At 66.4% G+C, this 23917-nt stretch carries 20 protein-coding genes; 5 read left to right on the top strand and 15 right to left on the bottom strand.

All coding sequences use genetic code 11. The features are described 5' to 3' along the window. The first annotated feature begins 289 nt into the window (after nucleotides 1-289). On the top strand, nucleotides 290-2272 hold the full coding sequence (locus tag U0025_RS13945) for an oleate hydratase (RefSeq protein WP_004208013.1): 1983 nt from the start codon (nucleotides 290-292) through the stop codon (nucleotides 2270-2272). Nucleotides 2273-2288: 16 nt separating this feature from the next. On the opposite strand, the gene U0025_RS13950 is transcribed toward U0025_RS13945, so the two are convergent. The 7 genes from U0025_RS13950 to ptsP all read right to left on the bottom strand — a co-directional run bounded on the left by U0025_RS13950 (nucleotide 2289) and on the right by ptsP (nucleotide 11377). Further along, nucleotides 2289-3590, bottom strand: a complete 1302-nt coding sequence (locus U0025_RS13950) for a hypothetical protein (protein ID WP_004208014.1) — start codon at nucleotides 3588-3590, stop codon at nucleotides 2289-2291. Nucleotides 3591-3737: 147 nt separating this feature from the next. Continuing rightward, nucleotides 3738-5684, bottom strand: coding sequence for an ATP-dependent zinc metalloprotease FtsH (gene ftsH, locus U0025_RS13955; protein ID WP_004208015.1), 1947 nt, complete (start codon nucleotides 5682-5684; stop codon nucleotides 3738-3740). 100 nt (nucleotides 5685-5784) lie between these two features. Beyond that, nucleotides 5785-5976, bottom strand: a complete 192-nt coding sequence (locus tag U0025_RS13960) for a hypothetical protein (protein WP_004208016.1) — start codon at nucleotides 5974-5976, stop codon at nucleotides 5785-5787. A gap of 130 nt (nucleotides 5977-6106) precedes the next feature. Next, nucleotides 6107-7054: a tRNA lysidine(34) synthetase TilS gene (gene tilS, locus U0025_RS13965; RefSeq protein ID WP_004208017.1), complete on the bottom strand. Its 948-nt coding sequence runs from the start codon at nucleotides 7052-7054 to the stop codon at nucleotides 6107-6109. Between the two features lie 10 nt (nucleotides 7055-7064). Beyond that, nucleotides 7065-8006, bottom strand: a complete 942-nt coding sequence (locus U0025_RS13970; RefSeq protein ID WP_004208018.1) for a tol-pal system YbgF family protein — start codon at nucleotides 8004-8006, stop codon at nucleotides 7065-7067. Nucleotides 8007-8102: 96 nt separating this feature from the next. Further along, nucleotides 8103-9029 (bottom strand): helix-turn-helix domain-containing protein, encoded by a 927-nt coding sequence (locus U0025_RS13975; protein ID WP_072893671.1) that lies wholly within the window; start codon nucleotides 9027-9029, stop codon nucleotides 8103-8105. A gap of 74 nt (nucleotides 9030-9103) precedes the next feature. Continuing rightward, nucleotides 9104-11377: a phosphoenolpyruvate--protein phosphotransferase gene (ptsP, locus tag U0025_RS13980; RefSeq protein ID WP_004208020.1), complete on the bottom strand. Its 2274-nt coding sequence runs from the start codon at nucleotides 11375-11377 to the stop codon at nucleotides 9104-9106. A gap of 196 nt (nucleotides 11378-11573) precedes the next feature. On the opposite strand from ptsP, the gene U0025_RS13985 reads away from it, so the two are divergent. Both U0025_RS13985 and U0025_RS13990 read left to right on the top strand, forming a co-directional pair. Then, nucleotides 11574-12731 carry a pyridoxal phosphate-dependent aminotransferase gene (locus U0025_RS13985; protein ID WP_004208021.1) on the top strand — a complete coding sequence of 386 codons (1158 nt, stop codon included), beginning with the start codon at nucleotides 11574-11576 and terminating at the stop codon, nucleotides 12729-12731. Between the two features lie 144 nt (nucleotides 12732-12875). Continuing rightward, a complete protein-coding gene (locus U0025_RS13990) occupies nucleotides 12876-14042 on the top strand; it encodes a pyridoxal phosphate-dependent aminotransferase (protein WP_004208022.1) in 1167 nt (388 codons plus the stop codon). Between the two features lie 218 nt (nucleotides 14043-14260). On the opposite strand, the gene U0025_RS13995 is transcribed toward U0025_RS13990, so the two are convergent. The 4 genes from U0025_RS13995 to U0025_RS14010 form a co-directional block, all read right to left on the bottom strand. After that, a complete protein-coding gene (locus U0025_RS13995; RefSeq protein ID WP_004208023.1) occupies nucleotides 14261-14797 on the bottom strand; it encodes a hypothetical protein in 537 nt (178 codons plus the stop codon). 78 nt (nucleotides 14798-14875) lie between these two features. Continuing rightward, nucleotides 14876-17653 (bottom strand): TonB-dependent receptor, encoded by a 2778-nt coding sequence (locus U0025_RS14000; protein ID WP_004208024.1) that lies wholly within the window; start codon nucleotides 17651-17653, stop codon nucleotides 14876-14878. A gap of 14 nt (nucleotides 17654-17667) precedes the next feature. Then, nucleotides 17668-18438 carry an EF-hand domain-containing protein gene (locus tag U0025_RS14005; protein WP_004208025.1) on the bottom strand — a complete coding sequence of 257 codons (771 nt, stop codon included), beginning with the start codon at nucleotides 18436-18438 and terminating at the stop codon, nucleotides 17668-17670. A gap of 74 nt (nucleotides 18439-18512) precedes the next feature. After that, nucleotides 18513-18821: a hypothetical protein gene (locus U0025_RS14010; protein ID WP_004208026.1), complete on the bottom strand. Its 309-nt coding sequence runs from the start codon at nucleotides 18819-18821 to the stop codon at nucleotides 18513-18515. A 239-nt stretch (nucleotides 18822-19060) separates the two neighbouring features. Here U0025_RS14010 and U0025_RS14015 point away from each other — a divergent pair, with 239 nt between their 5' ends. Both U0025_RS14015 and U0025_RS14020 read left to right on the top strand, forming a co-directional pair. After that, entirely contained in the window at nucleotides 19061-20320 is a 1260-nt protein-coding gene (locus U0025_RS14015) for an oligogalacturonate lyase family protein (protein WP_004208027.1), read from the top strand. A gap of 511 nt (nucleotides 20321-20831) precedes the next feature. Beyond that, a complete protein-coding gene (locus U0025_RS14020; protein ID WP_004208028.1) occupies nucleotides 20832-21791 on the top strand; it encodes a hypothetical protein in 960 nt (319 codons plus the stop codon). On the opposite strand, the gene U0025_RS14025 is transcribed toward U0025_RS14020, so the two are convergent. From U0025_RS14025 to U0025_RS14040, 4 genes are read right to left on the bottom strand one after another with little or no spacing between them, the layout of a single operon-like run. Continuing rightward, nucleotides 21754-22221 (bottom strand): SRPBCC domain-containing protein, encoded by a 468-nt coding sequence (locus U0025_RS14025; protein ID WP_004208029.1) that lies wholly within the window; start codon nucleotides 22219-22221, stop codon nucleotides 21754-21756. The genes U0025_RS14020 and U0025_RS14025 overlap by 38 nt on opposite strands. Then, nucleotides 22218-22709: a VOC family protein gene (locus U0025_RS14030; RefSeq protein WP_004208030.1), complete on the bottom strand. Its 492-nt coding sequence runs from the start codon at nucleotides 22707-22709 to the stop codon at nucleotides 22218-22220. Before U0025_RS14030 ends, U0025_RS14025 begins: the two co-directional genes overlap by 4 nt. Further along, nucleotides 22709-23509, bottom strand: coding sequence for a VOC family protein (locus tag U0025_RS14035; protein ID WP_004208032.1), 801 nt, complete (start codon nucleotides 23507-23509; stop codon nucleotides 22709-22711). Before U0025_RS14035 ends, U0025_RS14030 begins: the two co-directional genes overlap by 1 nt. A gap of 32 nt (nucleotides 23510-23541) precedes the next feature. After that, nucleotides 23542-23904, bottom strand: a complete 363-nt coding sequence (locus U0025_RS14040; protein WP_004208033.1) for a DUF1428 domain-containing protein — start codon at nucleotides 23902-23904, stop codon at nucleotides 23542-23544. Nucleotides 23905-23917: the final 13 nt, after the last annotated feature.

A 23917-nucleotide genomic window follows, 5' to 3' on the forward strand; every position in this document is an offset into this window, starting at 1 on the left:
GGAACCGGACCGCTGGGGATTCGTGGCGGCCCATGTAACCATTAACCCGCAAAACGGCCAGACCCCGGCGTCATTTTATTGCGGCACCTGCGCGGCATCCTGCAGCCGCCGGTCCAACGGCCCGGACGCGGCCAGGCGCAATATGCTCCCCTTGCCAGCCACATGGGATTTTCTGCCCTGTCTCAGGGTATTTACGCAATGCCCACGCCGTCCACCGGCTGCTAGACCGACCCCGACCAAGGCTTTCCCCTGCGATCGTTCCGCGATCCAAGCGAAGGAGACGGCAGATATGCCCCAATCGCCGATACCGGGTTTCGACATTCCCCGCACCGCCCCCGACGGATTCGTCCACGAACCCGACGCAGCCGGTGCCTTCTGGGAAAACAGCGCCGCCAACACGCTTCCCCCGCCCGACATGGTGGCCGCCTATCAGCGCAATCGCCCCCTGCCCACGGACGGCATCGACACGCGCAAGGCCTATATCATCGGCGGCGGCATCGCCGGCCTTGCCGCCGCTTATTATCTGATCCGCGACGCGCATATGCCGCCCGCCAACATCATGATCCTCGAAAATCTCGATATAGAGGGCGGCTCGCTCGATGGCGCGGGCAATGCGCAGGACGGCTATATCATCCGCGGCGGGCGCGAGATGAACTGGAATTATGACAATCTGTGGGACATGTTCCAGGATGTCCCTGCGCTCGAACTGCCCGCAGGCTTCAGCGTCCTCGACGAATATCGGATGGTCAACGACAATGACCCCAACTGGTCGAAGGCCCGGCTGATGCACCGGCAGGGCGAGATACGCGACTTCTCGACCCTTGGCCTCACCCGCGCCCAGCAATGGGAACTCATTCGCCTGCTGCTCAAGCGCAAGGAGGATCTGGATGACCTGACGATCGAGGATTATTTCTCCAAAGGCTTTCTCCAGAGCAATTTCTGGTTCCTCTGGCGCTCCATGTTCGCCTTCCAGAACTGGCAGAGCCTGCTGGAAATGAAGCTCTACATGCACCGCTTCCTCGATGCGCTCGACGGGCTGCACGACATGTCGGCGCTGGTCTTCCCCAAATATAACCAGTTTGACAGCTTCGTCCGCCCGCTCAGCAAGCTCTTGCGCGACAAGGGCGTGCAAATCCGCTTCGACACCCAGGTGCGCGACATGCGCATGCGCCTGGAGGGCGACCGGCGCACCGTCACCGACCTGCTCTGCCGCATCGACGGCCGGGAAGACAGCATCGCCGTCGGTCCCCGCGATCTGGTCTTCGCCCTCACCGGATCGATCACCGAGGGGACGGCCTATGGCGACATGGACCATGCGCCGGTGCTGAAACGGGGCAAGGCCGATCCCAGCCCCGACAGCGACTGGACGCTGTGGAAGAATCTCGCCGCCCAGTCGCCGGTCTTCGGCCGGCCCGAAAAATTCTATGGCGACGCGGACCGTTCCACCTGGGAATCGGCGACGCTCACCTGCAAGCCATCGCCGCTGGTCGATCGCCTGAAGCAATTGTCCGTCAATGATCCCTATTCGGGCCGCACCGTCACCGGCGGGGTCATCACCTTCACCGACAGCAATTGGGTGATGAGCTTCACCTGCAACCGCCAGCCCCATTTCCCCGACCAGCCCGGCGATGTGCTGGTGCTGTGGGTCTATGCCCTGCTGATGGACAAGGACGGCAATCATGTAAAGAAGCCGATGCCGGCCTGCACCGGGCGCGAGATATTGGCCGAACTCTGCTATCATCTGGGCATCGCCGACCAGGTCGACGCGGTCGCCGCCAACACCAAGGTGCGGCTGGCGCTGATGCCCTATATCACCGCCGAATTCATGCCGCGCGCGGCTGGCGACCGCCCCCGCATCGTGCCGGAGGGTTGCACCAATCTCGGCCTGCTCGGCCAGTTCGTGGAAACCAACAATGATGTGGTCTTCACCATGGAAAGCTCGGTCCGCACCGCGCGGGTCGCGGTCTACACGCTGCTCGATATCCCCAAGGCCGTGCCGGACCTCAGCCCGACCCAATATGATATCCGCAACCTGCTGAAAGCCGCCCGCGCGCTCAACAATGGCGAGCCCTTCATCGGCGAGCGGCTGCTGCGTCGCCTGCTCGACCGCACCTATTTCGCCCATATCCTGCCGCCCGCCCCCGACGGCGCGCCGCTTGACCGGGCGGAGGAGGAATTGCGCGGCCTGCTCGGCAAGGGCGGCGACGCGATCCAGCGCGTCGGCACCTGGCTCAGCGGCTTCCGCGATGCGCTGCAACGCCGGGGCGACTGACCGCGCCCGACGCGGCTCAGCCGATCAGCGCAAAGAACAGCGGCGCCCCTGCCATCAGCCCGCGTGCCAGGCGCCTATGCCGCGCGTCGGGCAGCGATCGGATGGCATATAGCGCCGCCAGCGGAACGATCGGCAGCAGCGGCAGATAATAGCGGGGATAGGCGTCCATCATCCATCCCGTCGCCAGATGCCGTTGATAGCTGAACAGGATATGGACCAGCATCACGCCGGCTGCGGCGCCGCCGCCCGCCAGGATCAGCATCGCCAGCGGATCTCGACGACGCTGCACGAGCACCGCCACGCCCGCGCGCTTTATCCCGTCCATCGCCAGGATCAGCATGCAGGCCGGAATGGCAAGCGCCCCCCATTGCAGCCCCGTTCTTTCGCTCAGCACCGGCATCCACCCTTCCACGAAGGATGTCAGGAACATCAGGACATAGGCCGGAAAGCCCATCCGCGCCTGCCCGGCCCAGCCGGCAGCGGCCGCCCCATCCCGCAACAGGCTTTGCTGCGCGAAGGTGTCGGGTGCGGGGCTTCCATAAGCCAGCCAGAAGGCGACAAACGGCCAGGTAGCAACCGCGAACGCCAGCAGGACCACGCCAAGATGCAGGAGCGGCATTCGCTTCCCCGTCCAAACCAGCAGCATCAGCAGCGCGGCCAATGTGCCCCCACACAGCATCAATCCCGTCAGCTTGGCCAGGCTCGCCACGATCAGGCCGATGCACGCCAGCAGCAGGTCGCCCAGGGCACCACGCCGCAGATAGCGGCCCAATCCGAACAGCAACGCACCGCCGCCCAGAAAGGCCAGATTGTCGTTGTTGACCGCCCCGGCCAGTTCGATCAGCAATCGGACGCAGCACAGGTTCAGCGCCAGCGCGATCCATTCCGCGTCCGCCCGCACCAGACCCCGCCCAAATCCCAGCATCAGCAGCAGGCCGATCCCGACGATCGCGACATTGGCGAAATGCAGGATGATGACGGCACCGGCCCCTACGCCAGTCAGGCGCGGCGCCATCGCTGCCATCAGCTGATAATAGGGCGCGGGATGGTTCAGATAATTATCATTGTCGGTCCATTGCATCGTCGCAGGATCGAGCAGCCGCAACCGTTCAAGCGGGACCGCAGCGCCATTGGCGTCCTGGATCTCGGCCACATAGGATAGATGGGCAAGTTCATCGAACCCCTGCGTCACATTGACGCGCAGCGCCGACAGCGACGCCGCAACCATGAACAGCAGCAGGCAGGCCCCGAGCACGAGGCCGGGCCGCAATGTCGGCGCATGCGCCTGCACGGGAAAAGGCATGTTCTTGGTGGTCATGGCCTGCCATCATCAAAGACTGGTCCATGCCTGCCAGAGACGCCTTAAGATTAAGGTAAAGCCCGCCTTCAGCAGTGCTGCCAGCCGCCGACAAAAAAGAAGGCCCGGCAAATCTGCCGAGCCTTCTCATCTGCCTCAATCGCTGGATCAGGCGCCAGCGGGGGTCGGATCGCCGAACGGCCCCTTGCGCTTGCGCGTTTTGGGAATGGACGACCCCGCAGCCGGGATCACCGACGGCTTGATCGTGGTGCCGTCGTCGCGGGTGATCTCGCCCTTCTCCAGCAGCGCCTTGATCTCCTCGCCGGAGAGCGTCTCATATTCCAGCATGGCGTTGGCCAGCAGGTGCAACTGGTCCTCATGGCCCTTCAGCAATTCCTGCGCGCGGGCATAGCCCTGCTCCACCAGACCACGGATTTCCTTGTCGATCAGCTTCGCCGTCTCGTCCGACATATGGACGCGCTGGCTCTGCGAATAGCCAAGGAAGGTCTCGCCCTGCTGCTCTTCATATTGCAGCGGGCCCAGCTTGTCGGACATGCCCCACTGGGTGACCATGTCGCGCGCCAGCTTGGTGGCATATTGGATATCGCCCGACGCACCCGACGACACCTTGTCATAGCCGAAGATGATTTCCTCGGCGACGCGGCCGCCCATGGCCACGGCCATGTTCGCGTGCATCTTGTCACGATGATAGCTATAGCTGTCCCGTTCCGGCAGGCGCATCACCATGCCCAGCGCACGGCCGCGCGGGATGATCGTTGCCTTGTGGATCGGGTCGGACGCCGGCTCATGGACCGCGACGATGGCATGGCCTGCCTCATGATAGGCGGTCATCTTCTTCTCGTCGTCGGTCATGACCATCGAGCGACGCTCGCTACCCATCATGACCTTGTCCTTGGCCGCCTCGAACTCGTCCATGGCGACCAGGCGCTTGCCGCGACGGGCCGCCATCAGGGCAGCTTCGTTGACCAGGTTGGCGAGATCCGCGCCCGAGAAGCCCGGCGTGCCGCGCGCGATGGTGCGCGGATTGACGTCGGGTGCCAGCGGCACCTTCTTCATATGGACGGCCAGGATCTTCTCGCGGCCCTCGATGTCGGGACGGGGCACTACGACCTGACGGTCGAAGCGGCCCGGACGCAGCAGCGCGGGGTCCAGCACGTCGGGGCGGTTGGTCGCCGCGACGATGATGATGCCCTCATTGGCCTCGAAGCCGTCCATCTCGACCAGCAGCTGGTTCAGCGTCTGCTCGCGCTCGTCATTGCCATTGCCCAGGCCCGCGCCGCGATGGCGGCCGACCGCGTCGATTTCGTCGATGAAGACGATGCACGGCGCGTTCTTCTTGGCCTGCTCGAACATGTCGCGCACGCGGCTCGCGCCGACGCCGACGAACATCTCGACAAAGTCGGAACCCGAAATGGTGAAGAAGGGCACGCCCGCCTCACCCGCGATCGCGCGGGCCAGCAGCGTCTTGCCGGTACCCGGCGAACCGACCAGCAGCGCGCCCTTGGGAATCTTGCCACCCAGCCGCGCGAACTTGCTCGGATCCTTCAGGAACTCGACGATTTCCTGCAGTTCCTCGCGCGCCTCATCGATGCCGGCGACGTCATCGAAGGTCACCTTGCCATGCTTTTCGGTCAGCAGCTTGGCCTTGGACTTGCCGAAGCCCATCGCGCCACCGGCGCCACCGCCCTTCTGCATCTGGCGCAGCACGAAGAAGGCGATGCCCAGGATCAGCAGGAACGGCAGCGACTGGTAGAGCATGATCTGCCAGAAGCTGGGCTGCTGTTCGGCCTGGCCCGAATATTTGACATTATAATCGTCCAGCAGGTCGGTCAGCTTGGGGTCATTGACCGGGACCGTGCTGAAACCCTGGCCACTCGACAGGGTGCCGGTGATCCGGTCGGGCGCGATCGCCACATCCTTGACCTGGCCTTCCTGCACCTTGGCACGGAATTCCGAATAGGCGATGGCGCTGCCGGCCTGGGTGGTCGGGCGCTCGAACAGCGAAACGAACAGGAGCAGGGCGATGATGACCCCTGCCCAAATCATCGCACTCTTGATCCAGGGATTACCCTGTGGGTCTTTTTCGTCGTTCATCATCACTCTCTTTCACCCCGCAAGATAGGGTGTGGCCGGCAAAGCGCAAGCTGGACGCGCCGTCCGCTGCCGATTTCCGGCCCTGTCGATTGCCAGATGGTCAGTTGCCGGTCAGCTGGAACAGCGCGACATAGGCCAGCACCAGCGCCAGACCGGCGGACAGGCCGCACAGCAGATAGCCCATATAGAGAAGCAGCGGCGGATGCGCCTTGTTCAGCTTCCGGTTCCGCTTCACGGCCGAAAGGATCACGCTGATCAGCAAGCCATAGGTCAGCGCCGCAAATTCCATCATTCCGAACAAATCCCGCTATTGGTCACGCCATGTGGTTAACGGCCCATGGGTTAAGAACCGGTCAGCATGCCGCCCAAAAGCGACCGGCCGTTGGCACCCTGCGTCGGACGGTGGAACTTTTCCGAAAATCTCAGCGTCGCGGGGGTGCCGGTGACAGGGTCCATACCGCGCCACCCCGCAGCAGCCAGTCGCCCAGACTCGCCTGCCGCCCCGCCCGCGCAGCGGCAATCGCCCGGTCCAGCGCCTCGCCGCGCGGCAGCACGATCTCCGGGTCGGCAGAACAGAGCATCTCGATCAGCAGCCGCCGCAAAAGCTCGCGCGGCAGGTCGGTGCGGTCCAGCACCCAGGCGTCGGTCGACGGATGGATATGCGTGGCCGCCAGCCCCGCCACCGTCCATTGCAGCGCCGCCTCCGCCTCCGCCAGCGCCGCCGCGCTGCGCGCCGCCGCCTCGGCATCGATCCAGTCGACGCCATCCAGCCGCTTGCGCAGCGCCGCCCGGTCGAAGCGCGGATCGGCATTGGACGGGTCCAGCACATAGGGCAGCCCGGCCTGGTCGGCATGGGCCTGCAACTGCGCCTTGCGCACCGTCAGCAACGGCCGCAGCACCCGGCCGGCCCGCGCCCGCACCCCGGCCAGACCGCCGACCCCCGATCCCCGGTTGAGCCGCATCAACAGGGTTTCCAGCTGGTCGTCGGCATGATGGGCGGTCAATATCCAGTCCAGCCCGGCGCCGGCCCGCCATGCCTCCAGCTGAGCATAACGCTGCCGCCGCGCCCAATCCTGGATATTGCCGGACACTTCCGTCTCCGGCGCCAGCGTCGCATGGGGCACGCGCCGCTCCGCGCACCAGCGCGCGACCATCGCCGCCTCGGCCGCGGATTCAGCCCGCAATCCATGATCCAGGGTCGCCGCCGCCACCCGGCCGGGCCAGGCCTGCACCGCCAGATCGAGCAGCGCCATGCTGTCCGGCCCGCCCGACACCGCAATGCCGAACCGGGCCGTCTCCTCCCCGTCCACCAGCGCGCGCACGGCCAGCCGCAGCGCATCGGGGCGATGGGAAGGTGCCAGCTCCGGCACGTCTATCGGCTCACACGCTGCACTTGGCCTTGGTCCGCCCCTTGTCCATCATGCCGCGCAGGCCGCTCGACAGGGTCGAACCATAGACCTGTTCCAGCTCCGCATAGACCTTGCAGGCATCCGCAGGCTTCTTGAGCTGGATCAGCGCCTCGCCCAGATAGGCCAGGCTGTCGGGCGCGCGCTCGCCACGCGGGCGCTTCTGGTAATTTTCGTAGAAGGCGACCGACGCCAGCGCCGGCTTGCCATCGTCCAGATAGGCCCGGCCCAGCAGGTTGGCGGCGCGGCTGCCGACCGACCCGTCGCCATATTTGTCGACCGTCGCCTTGAGCTGCGCCTGCGCCTCGGGATAGAATTTCGCGTCCCACAGGCGGAAGCCATAGCTATAGGCATCGCCCGCCGCATCGCCGGTATCCGGCTTCTCGATCGCCGCCACCGCCGTCTTGCGGGCATCGCTGGCCACCGGCGCGGCGGCGGACTTTGCGGGCGGGGTCGTCGGCTTGGCAGCAGCCGGCTTGGGCGCGGGCGCATCGGTCGCGACCGTCGGACGCATCACCGGCGGGCCGGCCTCGACCGGCGTTGCGGCCCGCGCTTCGGCTTCCGCCTTGTAGCGGTTGAACGCCTCTTCCAGCTGCTTGAGCTTGTAGCTGTTTTCCTCGACCTGGCCGGTGATCGAGGCGAGCTGCGATTCCAGCGCCCCCACCCGCGCGGTCAGGTCGGCCACCGGGCTCGACGTCGGGCTGCCCGGCGCGATGGTCGGCGTCTGGGGACGGGTGATTTCCGCCTCTACCGGCGTGCCGGCCGGGAACACCTTGCGCTGCACCGCCCGCATTTCCTTTTCCAGCCGGTCGACCCGCAGTTCGACCGTGGGATTCTGCTGGGCAGCGGCCGGCACAGCCGACAGCAGCGGGGCCGCCAGCGCGATGGCGGTGGTGGCAAGAAAGGCGTAACGCATGATGATCCCCGACTAAATCTTTCCGCCTTTAACCATAGGCGGACGCGCCACGCAACAAAGCGCGGCCCGCTCGTACCTGTACGGCTATGGGACGGATTAGTTGCCCGCGCTGGGCTGCGGCGCGGCGGTCGGCGGCGGTGACGCAGCCGGCGTCGGCACGCTCCCCTGCCCGCCCGCGGGCGTCGTCGGCGCGCGCTGCGGCTGGCCGGCCGGTGCCGGAGCGCCCGCCGGAGCAGCGGCCCGTGCCAGCAGCGCCTCGGCACTGACCGGAACGTCGGCGATGGTGCGGTCGGCCGCGCCCAGCGGCGGGATCGCCTTGCCACCCACGGTCACGTCCAGCGCCTGCGGGCGACCGGTCAGGATCGTCGGATTGCGCGCGCCGGCCGGCAAGGTGAAGCTCTCGCCCTTCTTCAGCAGCCCGTCTTTCAGCCGCTCGCCCGCCTCGTCGACGATGCGCATCCACACATCGTCATTGGCGGTGAACACCACCGGCCCGGTGACGGGCGCCGCGATCGGCGCCTGCACGCCGACCTTGGGCGCGGCGGCGGGCTTTTCTGCCTGCTGCTCGGCGATTTCCTCGCCGGTCGGCGGGGTCAGCAACTGGGTGCGCCAGATGGTGAAGCCGGCAATCACGATGATGCCGATCACCGCCGCGGTCCAGGCCAGGGTGCGCGACGGCACCCGCGCCGGATCGGCCGGCTCGAACGCTTCGTAGCGGGTCGCCCCCATGTCGGAATTATGCACGGCATTGCGCACGTCGGCGGCGATCGCCACCTCGTCCAGGTCGATCGCGCGGGCATAGGCGCGGGCGAAACCCACCGCATAGGGAATGCCCGGCAAGGCGCCATAATCATCCCGCTCGATCGCCTCCAGCTGACGCTGGGCGATGCGGGTCCGGGTGGCGATATCCTGCACCGACAGCCCCTGCGCCTCGCGCGCGGCGCGCAACTTGGCGCCGGGGGTGCTGGGATGCGCTGCCGTCGCGTCGTCCGCGACGGGTTCGAATTCGGGTTCGTCTGCCATGCTGCTCCGCGACCTTGATTGCCGGCCTTGTCTCATTGCGGGACGGCGCTTGTCAACGCCGGGGCGGTGTCTTTTCAGGCCAGCTCGATGTTCCGCTGCTCGGCCCAGCTGGTCAGTTGCGCGCGCAGATCGCTCGCCCCGCTGTCCAGCAGATCGCGCATCAGCGCCTGCAATTCGGCCGCATCGATCGCGCGGATCATCGCCTTGACCGGCCCGACCGACGCCGGCGTGATCGACAGCCGCCGCACGCCCAGGCCAATCAGCGCCATCGCCTCCAGCGTGCGTCCGCCCATCTCGCCACAGACGCCGACCGGCACCTTGTAGATCTCGCAGATCCGCACCACCCGATCCAGGAACCGCAGGATCGCCAGGCTCAGCCAGTCATAACGCTCCGCCAGCTTGGGATGGGCACGGTCGGCGGCGAACAGGAACTGGGTCAGGTCGTTGGTGCCGATCGACAGGAAATCGAGCTGCGGCAGCAGCAGGTCCAGCACCTCGGCCAGCGCCGGCACCTCCAGCATCGCGCCATAGCGCACCGCCACCGGCAGCTTCTTCTTCTGCCCGATCAGCCATTGCCGCTGATGCTCGACCAGCGTGCGCGCCTCTTCGAACTCCCAGGGTTCCGACACCATCGGGAACATGATGTTCAGCACCTTGCCCGCGCTCGCCTCCAGCAATGCGCGCGCCTGCGCCTTCATCAGGCCGTCGCGGTCCAGCGCCAGCCGGATCGCGCGCCAGCCCATCGCCGGATTATCCTCATGCTCGTCATCCTCGCGCGTCATATAGGGCAGCGCCTTGTCACCGCCGATGTCGACGGTGCGGAAGATGACGGGCCGGTCGCCCGCCGCGTCCAGCACATCCTTGTAGAGCCGCTGCTGCTTCTCGCGCTGCGGCAGCGTCGCCGACACCAGGAACTGGAACTCGGTGCGGAACAGGCCGATGCCGTCGGCGCCGACCATGTCCAGTGCCTGCGCATCCTCGCGCAGGCCGGCATTGACCATCAGCTCGATCCGCGCCCCATCCTGCGTCACCGACGGCAGGTCGCGCAGCGCGGCAAATTCCGCCCGCCGCTTCTGGGTGATGTGCAGCTTGGTCTCGAACGCCTCCTCCATGTCGGGCGTCGGCCGGATCAGCAGCGCATTTTCGGCGACATCCATCAGGATCAGGTCGCCTTCATTGACCCGGTGGCGAATGTCGCGCACCCGGCCCAGCACCGGCACGCCCATGGCGCGGGCGACGATGGTGACATGGGCGGTCAGCGACCCTTCCTCCAGGATCACGCCCTTCAGCCGCCGCCGGTCATATTCCAGCAGCTCCGCCGGCCCCAGGTTGCGGGCGATCAGGATCGCATCTTGCCGCAACCCCAGTTGCGCCGCCGTGCCCAGTTGCCCGGACACGATGCGCAGCAGCCGGTTGGCCATGTCCTCCAGATCGTGCATCCGGTCCTGCAGCAGCGGATCGTCGATCTGGCGCATCCGCATCCGGGTGCGCTGCTGCACTCGCTCGATTGCCGCCTCGGCGGTCAGGCCGCTGTCGATCGCCTCGTTGATGCGGCGGATCCAGCCTTCGTCATAGGCGAACATCTTGTAGGTTTCGAGCACCTCCTGATGCTCGCCCTCGGTCCCGAAATCGGCCGTGCCGGTCATCCGGTCGATCTGTTCGCGCATCTTGGCAAAGGCGGAAATGACCCGCTGCCGCTCGGCTTCCGTATCCTCGGCGACGGTATGCTCGATATGGACGCGCGGCTGGTGGAAGACGACATGGCCCCGCGCCATGCCCATCACCAGCTGCAGCCCGGTCATGATGTTCGACCCGGTTTCCTGCACCCGCGCATCGGTCGGGCCGTCATCGGCCAGCTCGGCATTGGCGATCAGCTCGGACAGCACCATGGCGACCGTCTGCAGCGCCTCGATCTCGACCTCTTCATATTTGCGCGGCTCGACATGCTGCACGCACAGCACGCCCAGCGCGCGCTCGCGCCGCACGATCGGCACGCCGGCAAAGCTGTGGAACAGTTCCTCGCCGGTTTCCGGGCGATAGGAAAAGTCGGGATGGGCGGCCGCCTCATCCAGGTTCAGCGGCTCGACATTGGTGGCGATCAGGCCGACCAGCCCCTCGCCCTTGGCCATGCGGGTGACATGCACCGCCTCCTGCTTCAGGCCACGGGTCGCGAACAGTTCCAGCACGCCCTCACGCACCAGATAGATGGAGCAGACCTCGCTCGACAGCGATTCGCCGATGATCTCCACCACCTTGTTCAGCTTGGCCTGCGCGCTGGTGCGCGCCGCCATCACCTCCTGCAGGCGGACGAGGATCTGGCGGGCGGCGGCGGCGGGCGTACTGGGCATGGCAAATCGCTAACAGATGGATGGCTTTCTTTCCAAGCGCTTTCCTCGCGATATGTTGATGAACACCGCAGAAAAGCACGATTGTTGCGCATCGCTGATAAGCTAGGTCATCTTCCTCATTTGCGTGGCGGATACATGCTGTACATTCGTCTAACGCCGCAAAGGCAGCATCAAGCATGTCTGGGAGTCAGGGATCATGGAAACGACCACGCCAACGGAGTTTGAACAGGAGCTTCTGGACCGCGGCTATTCGCGCCGCCAGCTGGCCAAGGTGACCGCGCTGCTCGGCGCCGGCGCCGTCGCGATGCGCACCGTCGGTGCCGCCGCACAGCAGGCCGCCAAGCCGGTCGAAGGCGCGGTCCGCATCGGCGCCAACGAATGCTGGACCGGCCCCTTCCCGGTCGCCGCCGAAGCCGCCTTCAAGCTGGTGACCGAAGGCAATCGCTACGAACCCGACAATGAGCATGAAAAGCTGTTCGCCGCCGTCGCGCAGGTGGAGGGCATTCCGGCCGACCGCATCGTTGCCTGGCCCGGCTCGTCCGATCCGCTGAGCCGCGTCGCCGTCGCCTTCGCCTCGCCGACCAAGGGCATCGTCACCGCCGACCCGACCTATGAAGCGATCTGGCGCACCGGCGCCTGGCTCGGCGCCAAGGTGACGAAGGTGCCGCTGACCAAGGACAATGCCCATGACGTGAAGGCGATGCTGGCGGCCGATCCCAATGCCGGCGTCTATTATATCTGCTCGCCCAACAACCCGACCGGCACGATCACGCCGATCGGCGACATCGAATGGCTGGCCGCCAACAAGCCCAAGGATTCGGTGCTGGTGGTCGACGAAGCCTATATCCACTGGACCGATACGCCGCGCGCCGCCAAGCTCGCCGCCACCCGCGACGACGTGCTGGTGCTGCGCACCTTCTCGAAGCTGTTCGGCATGGCCGGCATGCGCCTCGGCCTCACCTTCGCCGCGCCCTCGCTGATGGAAAAGATGATGCGCTATGACGGTGGCCAGGTCACCGCCATGCTGCCGATGACGGCCGTTGCCTGCGGCACCGTCTCGGTCGCCCAGGCCGATCTCATCAAGGCGCGTCAGGCCGAAATGGCGGCCAACCGTGACAAGGCGATCGCCCATCTGACCAAGAAGGGGATCAAGGTGCTGCCGGGCAGCATGGCGAACATGTTCATGGTCGACTGGGGCAAACCCGCCAAGGACATGCAGGCCGCCCTGCTGACGCAGAAGGTGCAGATCGGCCGCAACTGGCCGATCTGGCCCAATGTCTCGCGCATCTCGGTCGGCTCTGCCAGCGAGATGGACGCCTTCTGCAAGGCTGTGGACGCGGTCTGGAAGGCCTGATCTGACCTGACCTTACGAAAAAGGGGCTGCGGCGCGTAAAATAAAGCGTGCCGCAGCCCCTTTTGCATTGCGGAAATTGTTTCCGCCTTCGTTTCTCCAGACGAAATCCAAGGCATTTCGCAGGAAAACAAGGGGACAATCGGCATGACCATGATGTTGGACAAGGAAGCGCGGGAAGACCTGATCGAGCGCGGCTATTCGCGCCGCCAGCTTGCCAAGGTTGCCGCCCTGATCGGCGCCGGCGCCGCGATGCACGAAATGCTGGCCGCGCCCGCCTTCGCGCAGCAGCAGGCCGCCCGCGGCATCAAGGGCGCGGTGCGCATCGGCTCGAACGAATGCTGGACCGGCCCCTTCCCCTCGGGCGTCGACGCCATCGCCAAGGCCGGCGCGGTCGGCAACTGGTATGATCCCGACAATTATCGTGGCGACCTGGTCTCGACCATCGCCAAGGTGGAGGGCATTCCCGAAGCGCAGGTGATGCTGTGGCCCGGCTCGGGCGGCCCGCTGGTCTCGACCGTCGCGGCCTATTGCTCGCCGACCAAGGGCCTGGTGACCGCCGACCCGACCTTCGAATCCGCCTGGCGCACCGCCGATTACCTCAAGGCGCCGATCGCCAAGGCCCCCCAGGCCGTCGGCAAGGGCCATGACGTCAAGGCCATGCTGGCCGCCAACCCGAACGCCGGCCTCTACTATATCTGCACGCCCAACAACCCGACCGGCACGATCACGCCGATCGCCGACATCAAGTGGCTGCTCGACAACAAGCCGGCCGACGCCATGCTGCTGGTCGACGAAGCCTATATCCACTTCTCGGACGCGCCCAGCGCCGCTTCGCTGATCGGCAACCGCAAGGACATCATCGTCATGCGGACCTTCTCGAAGCTGTTCGGCATGGCCGGCATTCGCCTCGGCCTCACCTTCGCCGATCCCGAAGTGCAGAAGCGCCTGATGCTGTTCGGCCCGTCGGCCGGCGGCCTGTCGATCACCGCCATGGCCTGCGGCAACGCCGTCTATCCCGAAGCCGCGCTCATCAAGGCGCGCCGCGACGAGATGATCGCCGCCCGCGACCAGACCATCGCCTGGCTCACCAAGAAGGGCATCGAAGTCCAGCCCGGCAGCGAAGCCAATATGTTCATGGTCAACTGGAAGAAGCCGGCCAAGGAAATGCAGGCCGCCCTGCTCGCCTCGCCGGAAAAGGTGCAGATCGGGCGCAACTGGCCGATCTGGCCCAATGTCTCGCGCGTCACCGTCGGTTCGGCCGAAGACATGACGAAATTCTGTGCGGCTGTGGACAAGGTCTACAAGGCCTGAGAGCCTGTCTGAAAAATCGCGAAAGGGCGATTTTTCAGTACGGTTCCGGCCCGCGCCCCCGCCCAACCACCCGATCCAGTGTCATCCTGTCGGGTGGTTGGGCGGGGGAGCGGGCTGGAGCCGGCTTTCTCGAACAGACTCTAAGCCTGAGCCACGGCATCCCATAGCAAAGCCGTCACGAAGGAGGGGCGTCCGGACACCGGGCGCCCCTTTTCATATCAGGGCGCATCGCCTTCCTGACTGTCCAGCGCCTTGCGATCCTCATGCGACACGAACTCGCAGGTCAGCAATGTCCGACCGGCCAGGGCAGGTCCCTGCCGCGCAACGACGGAAATCAGCCCCATCTCGCGCATATCCTGCGCCGCATCGTCCAGTTGCCGCGCAAAGCCCAGGCTCGACGCGCCGAACAACCGGCTCTTTTCCCTGGCAAGCCCATAACGGGCGGCCGCGGCCTCCGCGACCTCGCCATCCAGCAGCACGCCGACCGACATGCCGGCGAAGACCACCGCCCGCGCCACAAAGCCGTCCCGCTCGATCGGCGTGGGCAGCGTATAGATCGCCGCCCCCAACATCGATGTATCTGCTTTGGCGACCTTTTCGGCGGCTTCATACAGAGCGGTCGCGCTGTCGGTCGAATAAGGCGGCTGGCACAGCGCCGCGCCGAAAAAGTCCGGCGCCTCCTGCGCAGCGGCGGGCGTCCCCAGCAAGACGCTGATCGGCGCCCCTATCCGGGCAAGGAAAGAGATTTTGCTCATCCGAGTCAGATGCGCATTTTATGACGCATTTTCAATCAGGTTGAAGGGGCAGCCAGTCATCGGCCGCCCCTTTCCCGTTCAGAATATCTTCCGCACCGACAGCATCAGCGTGCGCCCCTCGGGATCGAGATAGGCGGGCTGATAGGCGACCGGCGTCGCGCCCGTGCCATCGGTCACGCTCTGCCGCCGGTTGAGCAGGTTGCCGACGGTGAAGCTCACCCGCATGCCCCGCGCCCAGTCCTGGCCGCGGAACCGGTTGGCCATGTTGGCGAACAGCCGCAGGTCGAACGTCACCAGCTGGCCAAAGCGCAGGTCGCCACCCGACGCCGTCTGGTCGCCGGTCACATGCGACGCGCTCTGCCAGTTGCCGTCCAGCCGGATGCCGACGCCATTGTCGATCACGCCACTGCTCAGCTGCACCTTGTGGCGCGGCTGCGGACTCCCGCCCAGCGTGCCGCCGTTCAACAGGTCGACCCACGGGCCGCCTTCGCTCAACAGCACTGCGTCGCGCAGCATGATGCTGTGATAGAGCGAGAGTTGCAGCCGCGCGCCATTGTCGCTGCCGCCGCCGAACGGGCCGCCACCGGGCGGACCGAAACCGCCCCGTCCGCCGGGCCCGCCGGGACCGCCCGGACCACCAGGTCCACCGCCGGGCGGCGGACCATCGGGCGGCCCCATGCCATCGGGCGGAGGGCCAGGCGGCGGACCAAAGCCATCCGGCCCGCCAAAGCCGCCGGGCGGCCCCATCGGCGTCGCATCATCGGGCCGGTGGCCATCGACCAGGATCGCATCCTGCTCGGCATCGGGACCACCGCCGGGCGCGCCCTCTGCGGGCTGCCCGTCGCCACCCTCCGCCTTTGGCGCCGCCATCTGCGCCTCATCGCCCTGCGCCGCCGTCCGCCGCCATGGCGGCACGAAACCGGCCGGCGGCTCGGGCCGCTTGGGCTTGCGCAATAGCTGCGTGAAATTGAGGCCCCAGCGCAGCTGCTTCACCTCCTCGCGCGCGACATTGACGGACCGTGTGTCGATCCGCGTCAGCATCCCGTCCTCGTCGCGGCTGTAGCGATCGGGGAAGGCCGCCTCCAATGCCGAGGATACGCCGGTCAGGCTGATGATCGCGTCGCGCGTCTCGCTGCTCACATAATTGGCCGACAGGGTCAGGTTGACCTTGGTGAGCGGCTTCACCGTCGCGCCCAGCTTGAACTGGTGGCGATTGTCGGCGGTCAGCGCCGGATTGCCGCCGCTCACCTGCGTCACCGTGACGCTCTGCCCGCGCACATAATCATAGACGCGGACATTGCTGGTGGTGATGGTCGGGCTGTTGCGCTGGTCCAGCGTCGGCGCGGTCCGGTCATTATTGACCGCCGCGATGATGGTGATGCCAGTGCGCGGCGTCCAGCTCAGGCCATAGCCCAGCGTGCCGAGCGTACCATAGTCGGAAACCTGCGTCACCGACGCGTTCATATTGGCGGTCAGCGTCCCCAGCACCGGCAGGAAGCCATTGCGCCGGCTGGCGATCGGCAGGTCGAAACTGATCTGGGCGCCGCCATTGGTGCGGCTCGCGGTCCGCTGCGACATCACGCCGTCCAGCGTGCTGGACGATCGCAGGCTGCTCGTGTCGCCGCTCAGGCGCAGGTTCATGCCGACATTGCCGGCCGGCAGCTTGAACAGCTTGCCATTGACCAGCAGGCTGGCGCTGCCCGTGTCCTGCAACGCACGCGCCTTCTGCGTGCCCATCGCCCCCAGCAGGCTCGCGGGCAGCACGCCATCGGCCGCCACATCGCCCGCGTCCAGCGCCGCCTGCACATCGTCCAGATCATAGCCGCGATCGCTGTCGGTGCGGCTATCGCTATGGCTGTAGCTGCCGATCACCGACAGGCGCCAGGTCTTCGACAGGTCGACATTCAGGCTGACGCCGCTGCTCAGCGTCAGCGCGCGCGTGTCCTGATGCAGCGGATCGAGCGACAGGATGCGGTCGACCGTTTCGTCGCCTTCGGTCAGGCTGCCGGTGGGCAGGCCATTCAGCGCCTTGCTGGTCTTGTAGTCCGCACGCCCGTTCCAGGACAGGTTCGCCGTCTCGCTCAACTGATGCGCGACCGTGGCGTTCAACATATAGCTGCGGGTGGCGGGCGACAGCGTGCGATAGCCGCGGTCGTCGCTGACCCGCCCGGTCGGATCGCCCGCCGCCTCCGGATCGACGATCACGTCGCGTTCGCTCTCCAGCAGCGAGGCGGAGGATTTGGCCCGCGCCGTCACGCTCACCCGGTCATTGTCGCGAATGCGGGTATAGCCGACATCGCCGGCCAGATTTTCGCCCTGTCCCGCCGTCGCGATCCCGCCGCCCGCATTGGCGACCTGCGATCGGAAGCGGCGGTGCAGGATGATGTTCACCACCTTGCGCTGCGCATCATAGCCATATTTGAGCGCGACCTCCTCGGGCAGGATGTCGAGCCGCAATATCGCCTCGGTCGGCAGGTCGCTGACCTCGTTGACGCCCGAAATCCGCTTGCCGTTGACCAGCACCACCGGGCCGTCATCGCTGCGCCCCTGGTTGCTGCTGGTCTGCGACGCGATCTCGTCCAGCAATTCGCTGACCGTGCCGACGCCATAGGCATCGATGTCGGCACGACCCAGTTGGTTCTGCGCGGGAATATCGCCGATCACCGCCCCCGGCGGCGCCTGCCCGGTGACGACGATATCATCGCTCGCCACCGTCTGCGCCGCCGCTGGCGTCGACAGGGCGAACGGGGACAGGGCGAACGGGGACAGGGCGAACGGCGACAGGGCGAACAGGCTGCATCCGGCGCGCAGCAGGGCGCTGCCCGCCCGACGGCAGGACAAGGATAGGCAAGGCATCGGCATCTATCCCGTCAATTGCGCGGCGGCGGTCCGCCCGCGCCGCCCGGTCCACCCGGACCGCCGGGGCCTCCACCGGGGCCTCCCCCCGGACCACGCCGCGGCATCAGGCTGCGCATCTCCTCGGCCGACAGCACGCCGTCATGATCGGCGTCTGCCGCATCGAAGCGGGTATGTTCGAACGCCAGCACTTCCTCCAGCGATGCGCCGGCATCATAATTGCTGTTGGCCTGGGCGATCGCGCTGGCATTGAGCGGTTCGATCAGCCGGCCCAGTATCGCGTCCTCGGGGTCGTCGCCCAGCTTGGGCATGATCGCCTCGGCCACCGGCCCGCCCTGATCGCCCATCGCGCCCGTTTCCGACAAGGCAACCGATCCCATGCTGCTCTGCCAGGCCTGGAACTCGGCCAGGCTCAGCGTGCCGTCATGATTGCTGTCGATCGCCTCGAAGCGGGTACGGATGATCGCTTCGCGCCGCGCCTGCACCATCAGCCGCAATTCGTCGATCGTCACCATGCCGTCGCGATTGCTGTCGGCTTCGGCAAACATGGCGGTAACGATCTTGTCGATCTGGCTGCGCTTGATCGGCTTCATCTCGCGCGGCTTTTGCGGCCGGCCTTCGCCGCCACCGGGAGGGCCGCCGCCGCCGGGCGGGCCACCGCCCATGCCTCCCCCCATGCCGCTGCCGCCCATGCCGCCGCCGCCCATGCCGCCACCCATGCCCCCCTGGGCCAGCAACGGCGCCGAACAGAGCAGCAGCGCCGCCCCGATCATCATCTTGCGCATCGCGCCTCGTCCTTCTTCATGAAAACAGGAACGGGGCGGCGCCGTCCCCCGGCACCGCCCCGCGTCGATCGCGATCAGAGCGTGCAGCGCACCCGCTTGCCGCGATAGAGATAGCTGTCCAGCCTGGCGTCATAGCTCTTGTAGCGATTGCGGCAGGCCTTCTGGTGCGCCGCGCCGGTCGAACGGCCCTGGGCCTTGGCGGGTTGGGCCTTGGCCGGCTGAGCCTTGGCCGGTTGGGCCTTTGCCGGGGCAGGCTTCTTGGCCGGCGCCTTGCTGCTCGCCGGCTGGCTCGCGCCATGATGCGGCGCCTGCGCCATGGCCGGCGCGCCCAGCGTCGCCATCAGCGCGGCGGCGCCCAGGGTCAGGAGCGAGGGATAAGTCATGTCATGGCCTTTCATCTGGGTGGAAAATCTCCGCCCCGTCTGTGGCCACCCGATTTTGCCCCGTCATTTCACGAATATTTCAGAAGCCCGCGCCTTATTGCCCTCCTCTGTCAAAGGCTTGGCCCGGCAAGCACGCGCCGCGCCGAGATCACAGCCGCCTTGCCAAATTCCCGATATGCGGTATCCAATCCCGCAAATTGAACTTGAATTGGGAGGATTGGATGCGGTTGAGGCAGGCAATGATCGGGCTGGCCCTTCCCCTGCTCGTCGCAGCGCAAGCACCCTCGCCCGCCAGCTGGACCGACCCGACCACCGGCCACCGCATCGTCCGCGTCGATGACCGGCCGGGCAATTACGGCCTCTATTTCAATTATAATCCCTTCACCCCCGACGGAAAGCGCATGGTCTATCTGACGCCGGAGGGGATCCGCGTCGCCGACACCAGCGACTGGACCACCCGGCTGGTGCTGAAGGAAAAGGTCGACCGGCTGCTGTTCGTCGGCCACCGCGCCAATGTCGCTTATTATACCACCAACCCGACCGGCAGCAGCGAGGGCGAGCCCTCCTTCATCGTCTGGTCGGTCGATCTCGACAGCGGCAAGCGTCGCCGTATCGCGGACATGCCGGGCGGCCGCATCGAATCCATCAATGCCGACGACACGCTGCTCGCCGGCCATCGCGAACTCGCCCCGCCGCCGCCCGCCATCGCCGCCCAGGGCAAGCGCGATCCGAAAACCGGCTCGCCCAGCTATAGCGGCACCGACGATCAGGGCCGCCCCCTCTCCTTCGCCGCCGCCAAGGAAAAATGGATGGAGGCCCGGCTCGCCGCCGGCGTGCCGATGGAAATCTTCGCGATCGACATCGCCACCGGCCAGCAGCGCCGCATCACCGCGTCGAAGGACTGGCTCAACCATGTCCAATTCTCGCCGACCGATCCCGATCTGCTCATGTATTGCCATGAAGGCCCCTGGCAGCAGGTCGACCGCATCTGGACCATCCGCACCGACGGCAGCGCCAAAACCAAGGTGCATCAGCGCATCCTGCAGGGCGAGATTGCCGGCCATGAATATTGGGCGCCCGACGGCCGCACCATCTGGTATGACCTCATCATGCCGCAGGGGATGCGCTGGCTCGCCGGCCATGACCTCGCCAATGGCGCGCGTCGCTGGTATGCGATCCGCCCCGGCCAGGGCTCCTATCATTTCGCCTCATCGCCCGACGGCCGCAGCTTCTCGGGCGACGGCGCCAATGACGGCAAATATATCAGCCTCTTCCACCCCCGCCCCGACGACAATCCCCGCGCCCGCAACACGCTGTACGGCGACACGCTGATCGCCACCGGCACGCTGGAGACGGAACGGCTCGTCGATTTGGCGAAACATGACTATACGCTCGAACCCAACCAGCATTTCACGCCCGACGGCAAATGGCTGGTCTATCGCAGCAATATCGCCGGCAGCCCTGCCATCTACGCCGTCGAAACCGCGAAACCACGCTAGACCGCGCGCGCACAAGTCCGACGCCCGCCGAATGGCGAGGATGGGTGGGAATCTGGCCACCTGTTTCATAGGGTCATCCCCGCGCAGGCGGGGATCCATCTCCCCAGCGTCGGACCAGATGCAAGATCAGGAGATGGATTCCCGCCTGCGCGGGAATGACGGAAAGGGGTGGGAATAAGACATAGCCCCTCCCTTCTAGGGAGGGGTTGGGGTGGGTTGCGAGCGCAGCGAGCTTCTGCCCTATCGACCGTAGACCGCCGCTACGCGGCGCCCCCACCCCCGGCCCCTCCCTGGAAGGGAGGGGAGTAGGTAACGTCCGCTTCTGGTCGTTTGCAGATCGTCCGAATTTGTCCCAGCGGCGCACAAGCAAAGAATAGCGTTTAATTGAAATCGCGACATCGCGCGGAAGGGTAAACATCCCCTTCATCCCATTCCCTCATATTTCGGTAACAGCTCCCCCGTCAGGCTGTCGCCGCGGCGCGCCCGCATTCCTTCCTGCAGGACCCTTGCCATGCGCCGCCTCACGACCAGCTTCCTCGACAGCGCCTTTGGCCATGGCGCGGACGGCCGCCCGCTGTTCATGCCGTTCGGCCTGATCGGCGGCCAATATGCCATCCCCGACATGGCCACCGCGCAGCGCCTGCGCCGCGGCGTCGCGCGCCTGCTGCCGCTCGCCCTGCTGCCGATATTCTGCCTGCTCGCGCTGTTCCTGCCGCCTGTCCGCAACGCCTACGCCCTGTCGCTGCTCGGCGCGATGGCGGCCAGCTTCGCGCTGTTCAGCCTCACCTTCTTCCTCTGGGTCCGTCACGCCACGCGCGGCCTGCACCGCGTCGATCGCGCGCGACACGGCATGCCCGCCCTGCTCGATCCGGACGAGGCGCTTGCCCGCCGCCTGCTCGACCGGGTCCGCCCGCCGCGCACCCGTTCGGCCGAAGAGACGCTGGGCGCCCTGGCCGGTTTCGCCTGCCAGATGCTGCTGCGCCATCGCGCCGAGCAGGAAGGCACCGCCGCCCCGTTGATCGAGGTCGCGACCCATGACGGGCGGTTGCGCTATTTCGGCGATGCCCTGAATGGCCTGCTCGCCGAATATCCCGGCTCGCTCTGGGCGGGCGTGGGCGATGGCAAGCCGGCGCTGCTGCTCGGCCCGATCTTCCGCGAGATGACCGATGCCTGTGTCGGCGACTCCCGCGACTATGCCGACATGATCGGCCTGCTCCAGCGGCACTGGAGCGCCACCGCGCTGATCCTGCGCGGCCAGGGCGTGGATATCGAACGCTGGCCCGACCTGTTCGTCCGCGCGCTGCGGGAACTGGTGCAGGAAAGCGGCGACACATCGCTGCGCCCCGCCCTCCTCTTCATGCGCGCCGCCATCGCCATGTCGAAAATGGACCCGGCGGAAATATTGGTGCCCGACCAGCCCGTCGGCGATCCGCTCAGGCGCTCGCGGCCGACGTCTCGCACAGCGCCTTGAACTGGGCCATCATCTCGTCCCAGCCGGGATGGAAGCCCATTTCCTCATGCCGCGCCATCGCCTCGGCGTCCCAGTGGCGCGCGGTCGCGGTGAAGCGGGTGCCATCGCCCTCCGCCGCAAAGTCCCAGATCGCGGTCATGAACGGGCTCTGCGGTATCCAGCCGGCGGCATAGGCATCGGTCGTCACCACCCGCGCACCCGGCACCACCTCCAGAAAAATGCCCTCCATCGGCCCGGTTTCCTCGCCATTCGGCCCAAACATCTGCACCGCGCTGCGGCCGCCCGGACGCATATCCTCCTCGATCACCTCGGCGCGCCAGGGCTTGGGACAGAACCATTCGTCCTTCAGGTCGGTCCACACCTTCCAGCAGATTTCGCGCGGCGCCTCGATCAGGCAGGTGACCGACAGCTCATGCTCCGCCCCGCTCATGCCGCCTCTCCCAGGAACGCCGCATGCATCGCGCCGCTGTCCAGCTTCTGCATCACCATCATCGCCTGCATCATGCGGGCGATGCCGGCGCGGTCGCCGCTATGATAATTGTCCATGATCTGGCGCGTCACCAACTGCCAGGAGAGGCCATATTTGTCGGTTACCCAGCCGCACGGCCCGGCCGTGCCACCGTCACCGGTCAGGCGGTCGAAATAGCCGTCCAGCTCGGCCTGGTCCGCGCATGCCACCGACAGCGATATCGCCTCGTCGAAAGTAAATTGCGGCCCGCCGTTCAGCGCCTGATAGCTTTGCCCGAACAGGCTGAACTCGACCAGCAGCACGCTCCCGCCCGGCAGCGGCGAAGGCGACGGATTGACCTCGGGATAATAGCTCACATGATCGACCGACCCGCCGAAGACCGACGCATAATAATGCGCCGCCTCCTCGGCCTGACCGTCGAACCACAGACAGGGGGAAATCTTGTCCATCACCCCTCTCCCTTGCTGCCGACCAGCGCGAACATCGCGCCCTGCGGATCGGTCGCCTGGATGATCCAGGCGCCACCCGGCACCTCCATCGGCCCCTGCAGCACCGTGCCGCCACCGGCCGTCACCCGCTCGACCGCCGCGTCGATGTCGCCGACGGTGAAGTAGAACAGCCATAGCGGCACCGGCATCATCGGCGGCACCGGCATGATGCCGCCGGTCATGCCGTCAAAGTCCGTCGAGCCGGTCTGCGAGACAAGCTGGTAACTGCCCATCTCGCCCATATCCATGGCCTCGCCCTTCGACCAGCCGAGCTGCCCGGTATAGAAGGCCAGATCCTTGTCGAAATCGCCGGCATAAAGCTCGTGCCAGCCGACATGGCCCGGCGCCATTGGCGGCGGCGCATCCATCCCCTCGGGGCTCGATCCCTTGAGCAGCATGAACACCGCGCCGCCCGGATCGGCCATCACCGCAAAGCGGCCGACGCCCGGAATATCCTCGGGCGGCCGCTTCACGCTGCCACCGGCCGCGCTCAGCCGTTCGGCATCGGCGTCGACATCGGCCGACCCGACATAGCCGCCCCACCAGGGCGTCATGCCGCAATCCTTGGCCTCGGCCGGGATCGCCATCACCCCGCCCAGCGGCCCGGCGCTGCCGGAAATCACCTGATAGGGCCCGTCGGGCAGGTCGCCGCCAAACGGCTCTGCCGTCCAGCCGACGACATCGCCATAAAAGGCCAGCGCCGCCGCGGGATCGCTGGTCATCAATTCATACCAGAAGAATTTGCCACCAAGGTCGGTCATCCTCTTTCTCCCGAAAACGATATTGGGAAAGCTCAGGCGCTTTCGTCGACCAGCACCTCGAACCCGCCATAGATCAGCCGCGCGCCGATGAAGGGCATGTCCTCGCCCTCCTTGGGCTGCATGCGTTCGTCCTTCATCACCTTTTCGGCGCCGGCATCGCGGGTCGCCTTGTCGGGCCATTCGATCCAGGAGAAGACGACTTCCTCATCCTCTTCGGCGATCACGGCAGTGCGGAAATCATTGACCTTGCCGGGCTTGATGTCGTTGCCCCAGCATTCGACCACGCGCAGCGCGCCATGTTCGATGAAGATCGGCGCGGCAAAGGCCGCGACCTCCTTATAGCGCTCCTTGTTGCCCTTGGGCACCGGGATCACGAACCCGTCCATATAGCTCATCGTCTCTCTCCTT

This window comes from Sphingobium yanoikuyae (assembly GCF_034424525.1).
Classification (GTDB): domain Bacteria; phylum Pseudomonadota; class Alphaproteobacteria; order Sphingomonadales; family Sphingomonadaceae; genus Sphingobium; species Sphingobium yanoikuyae.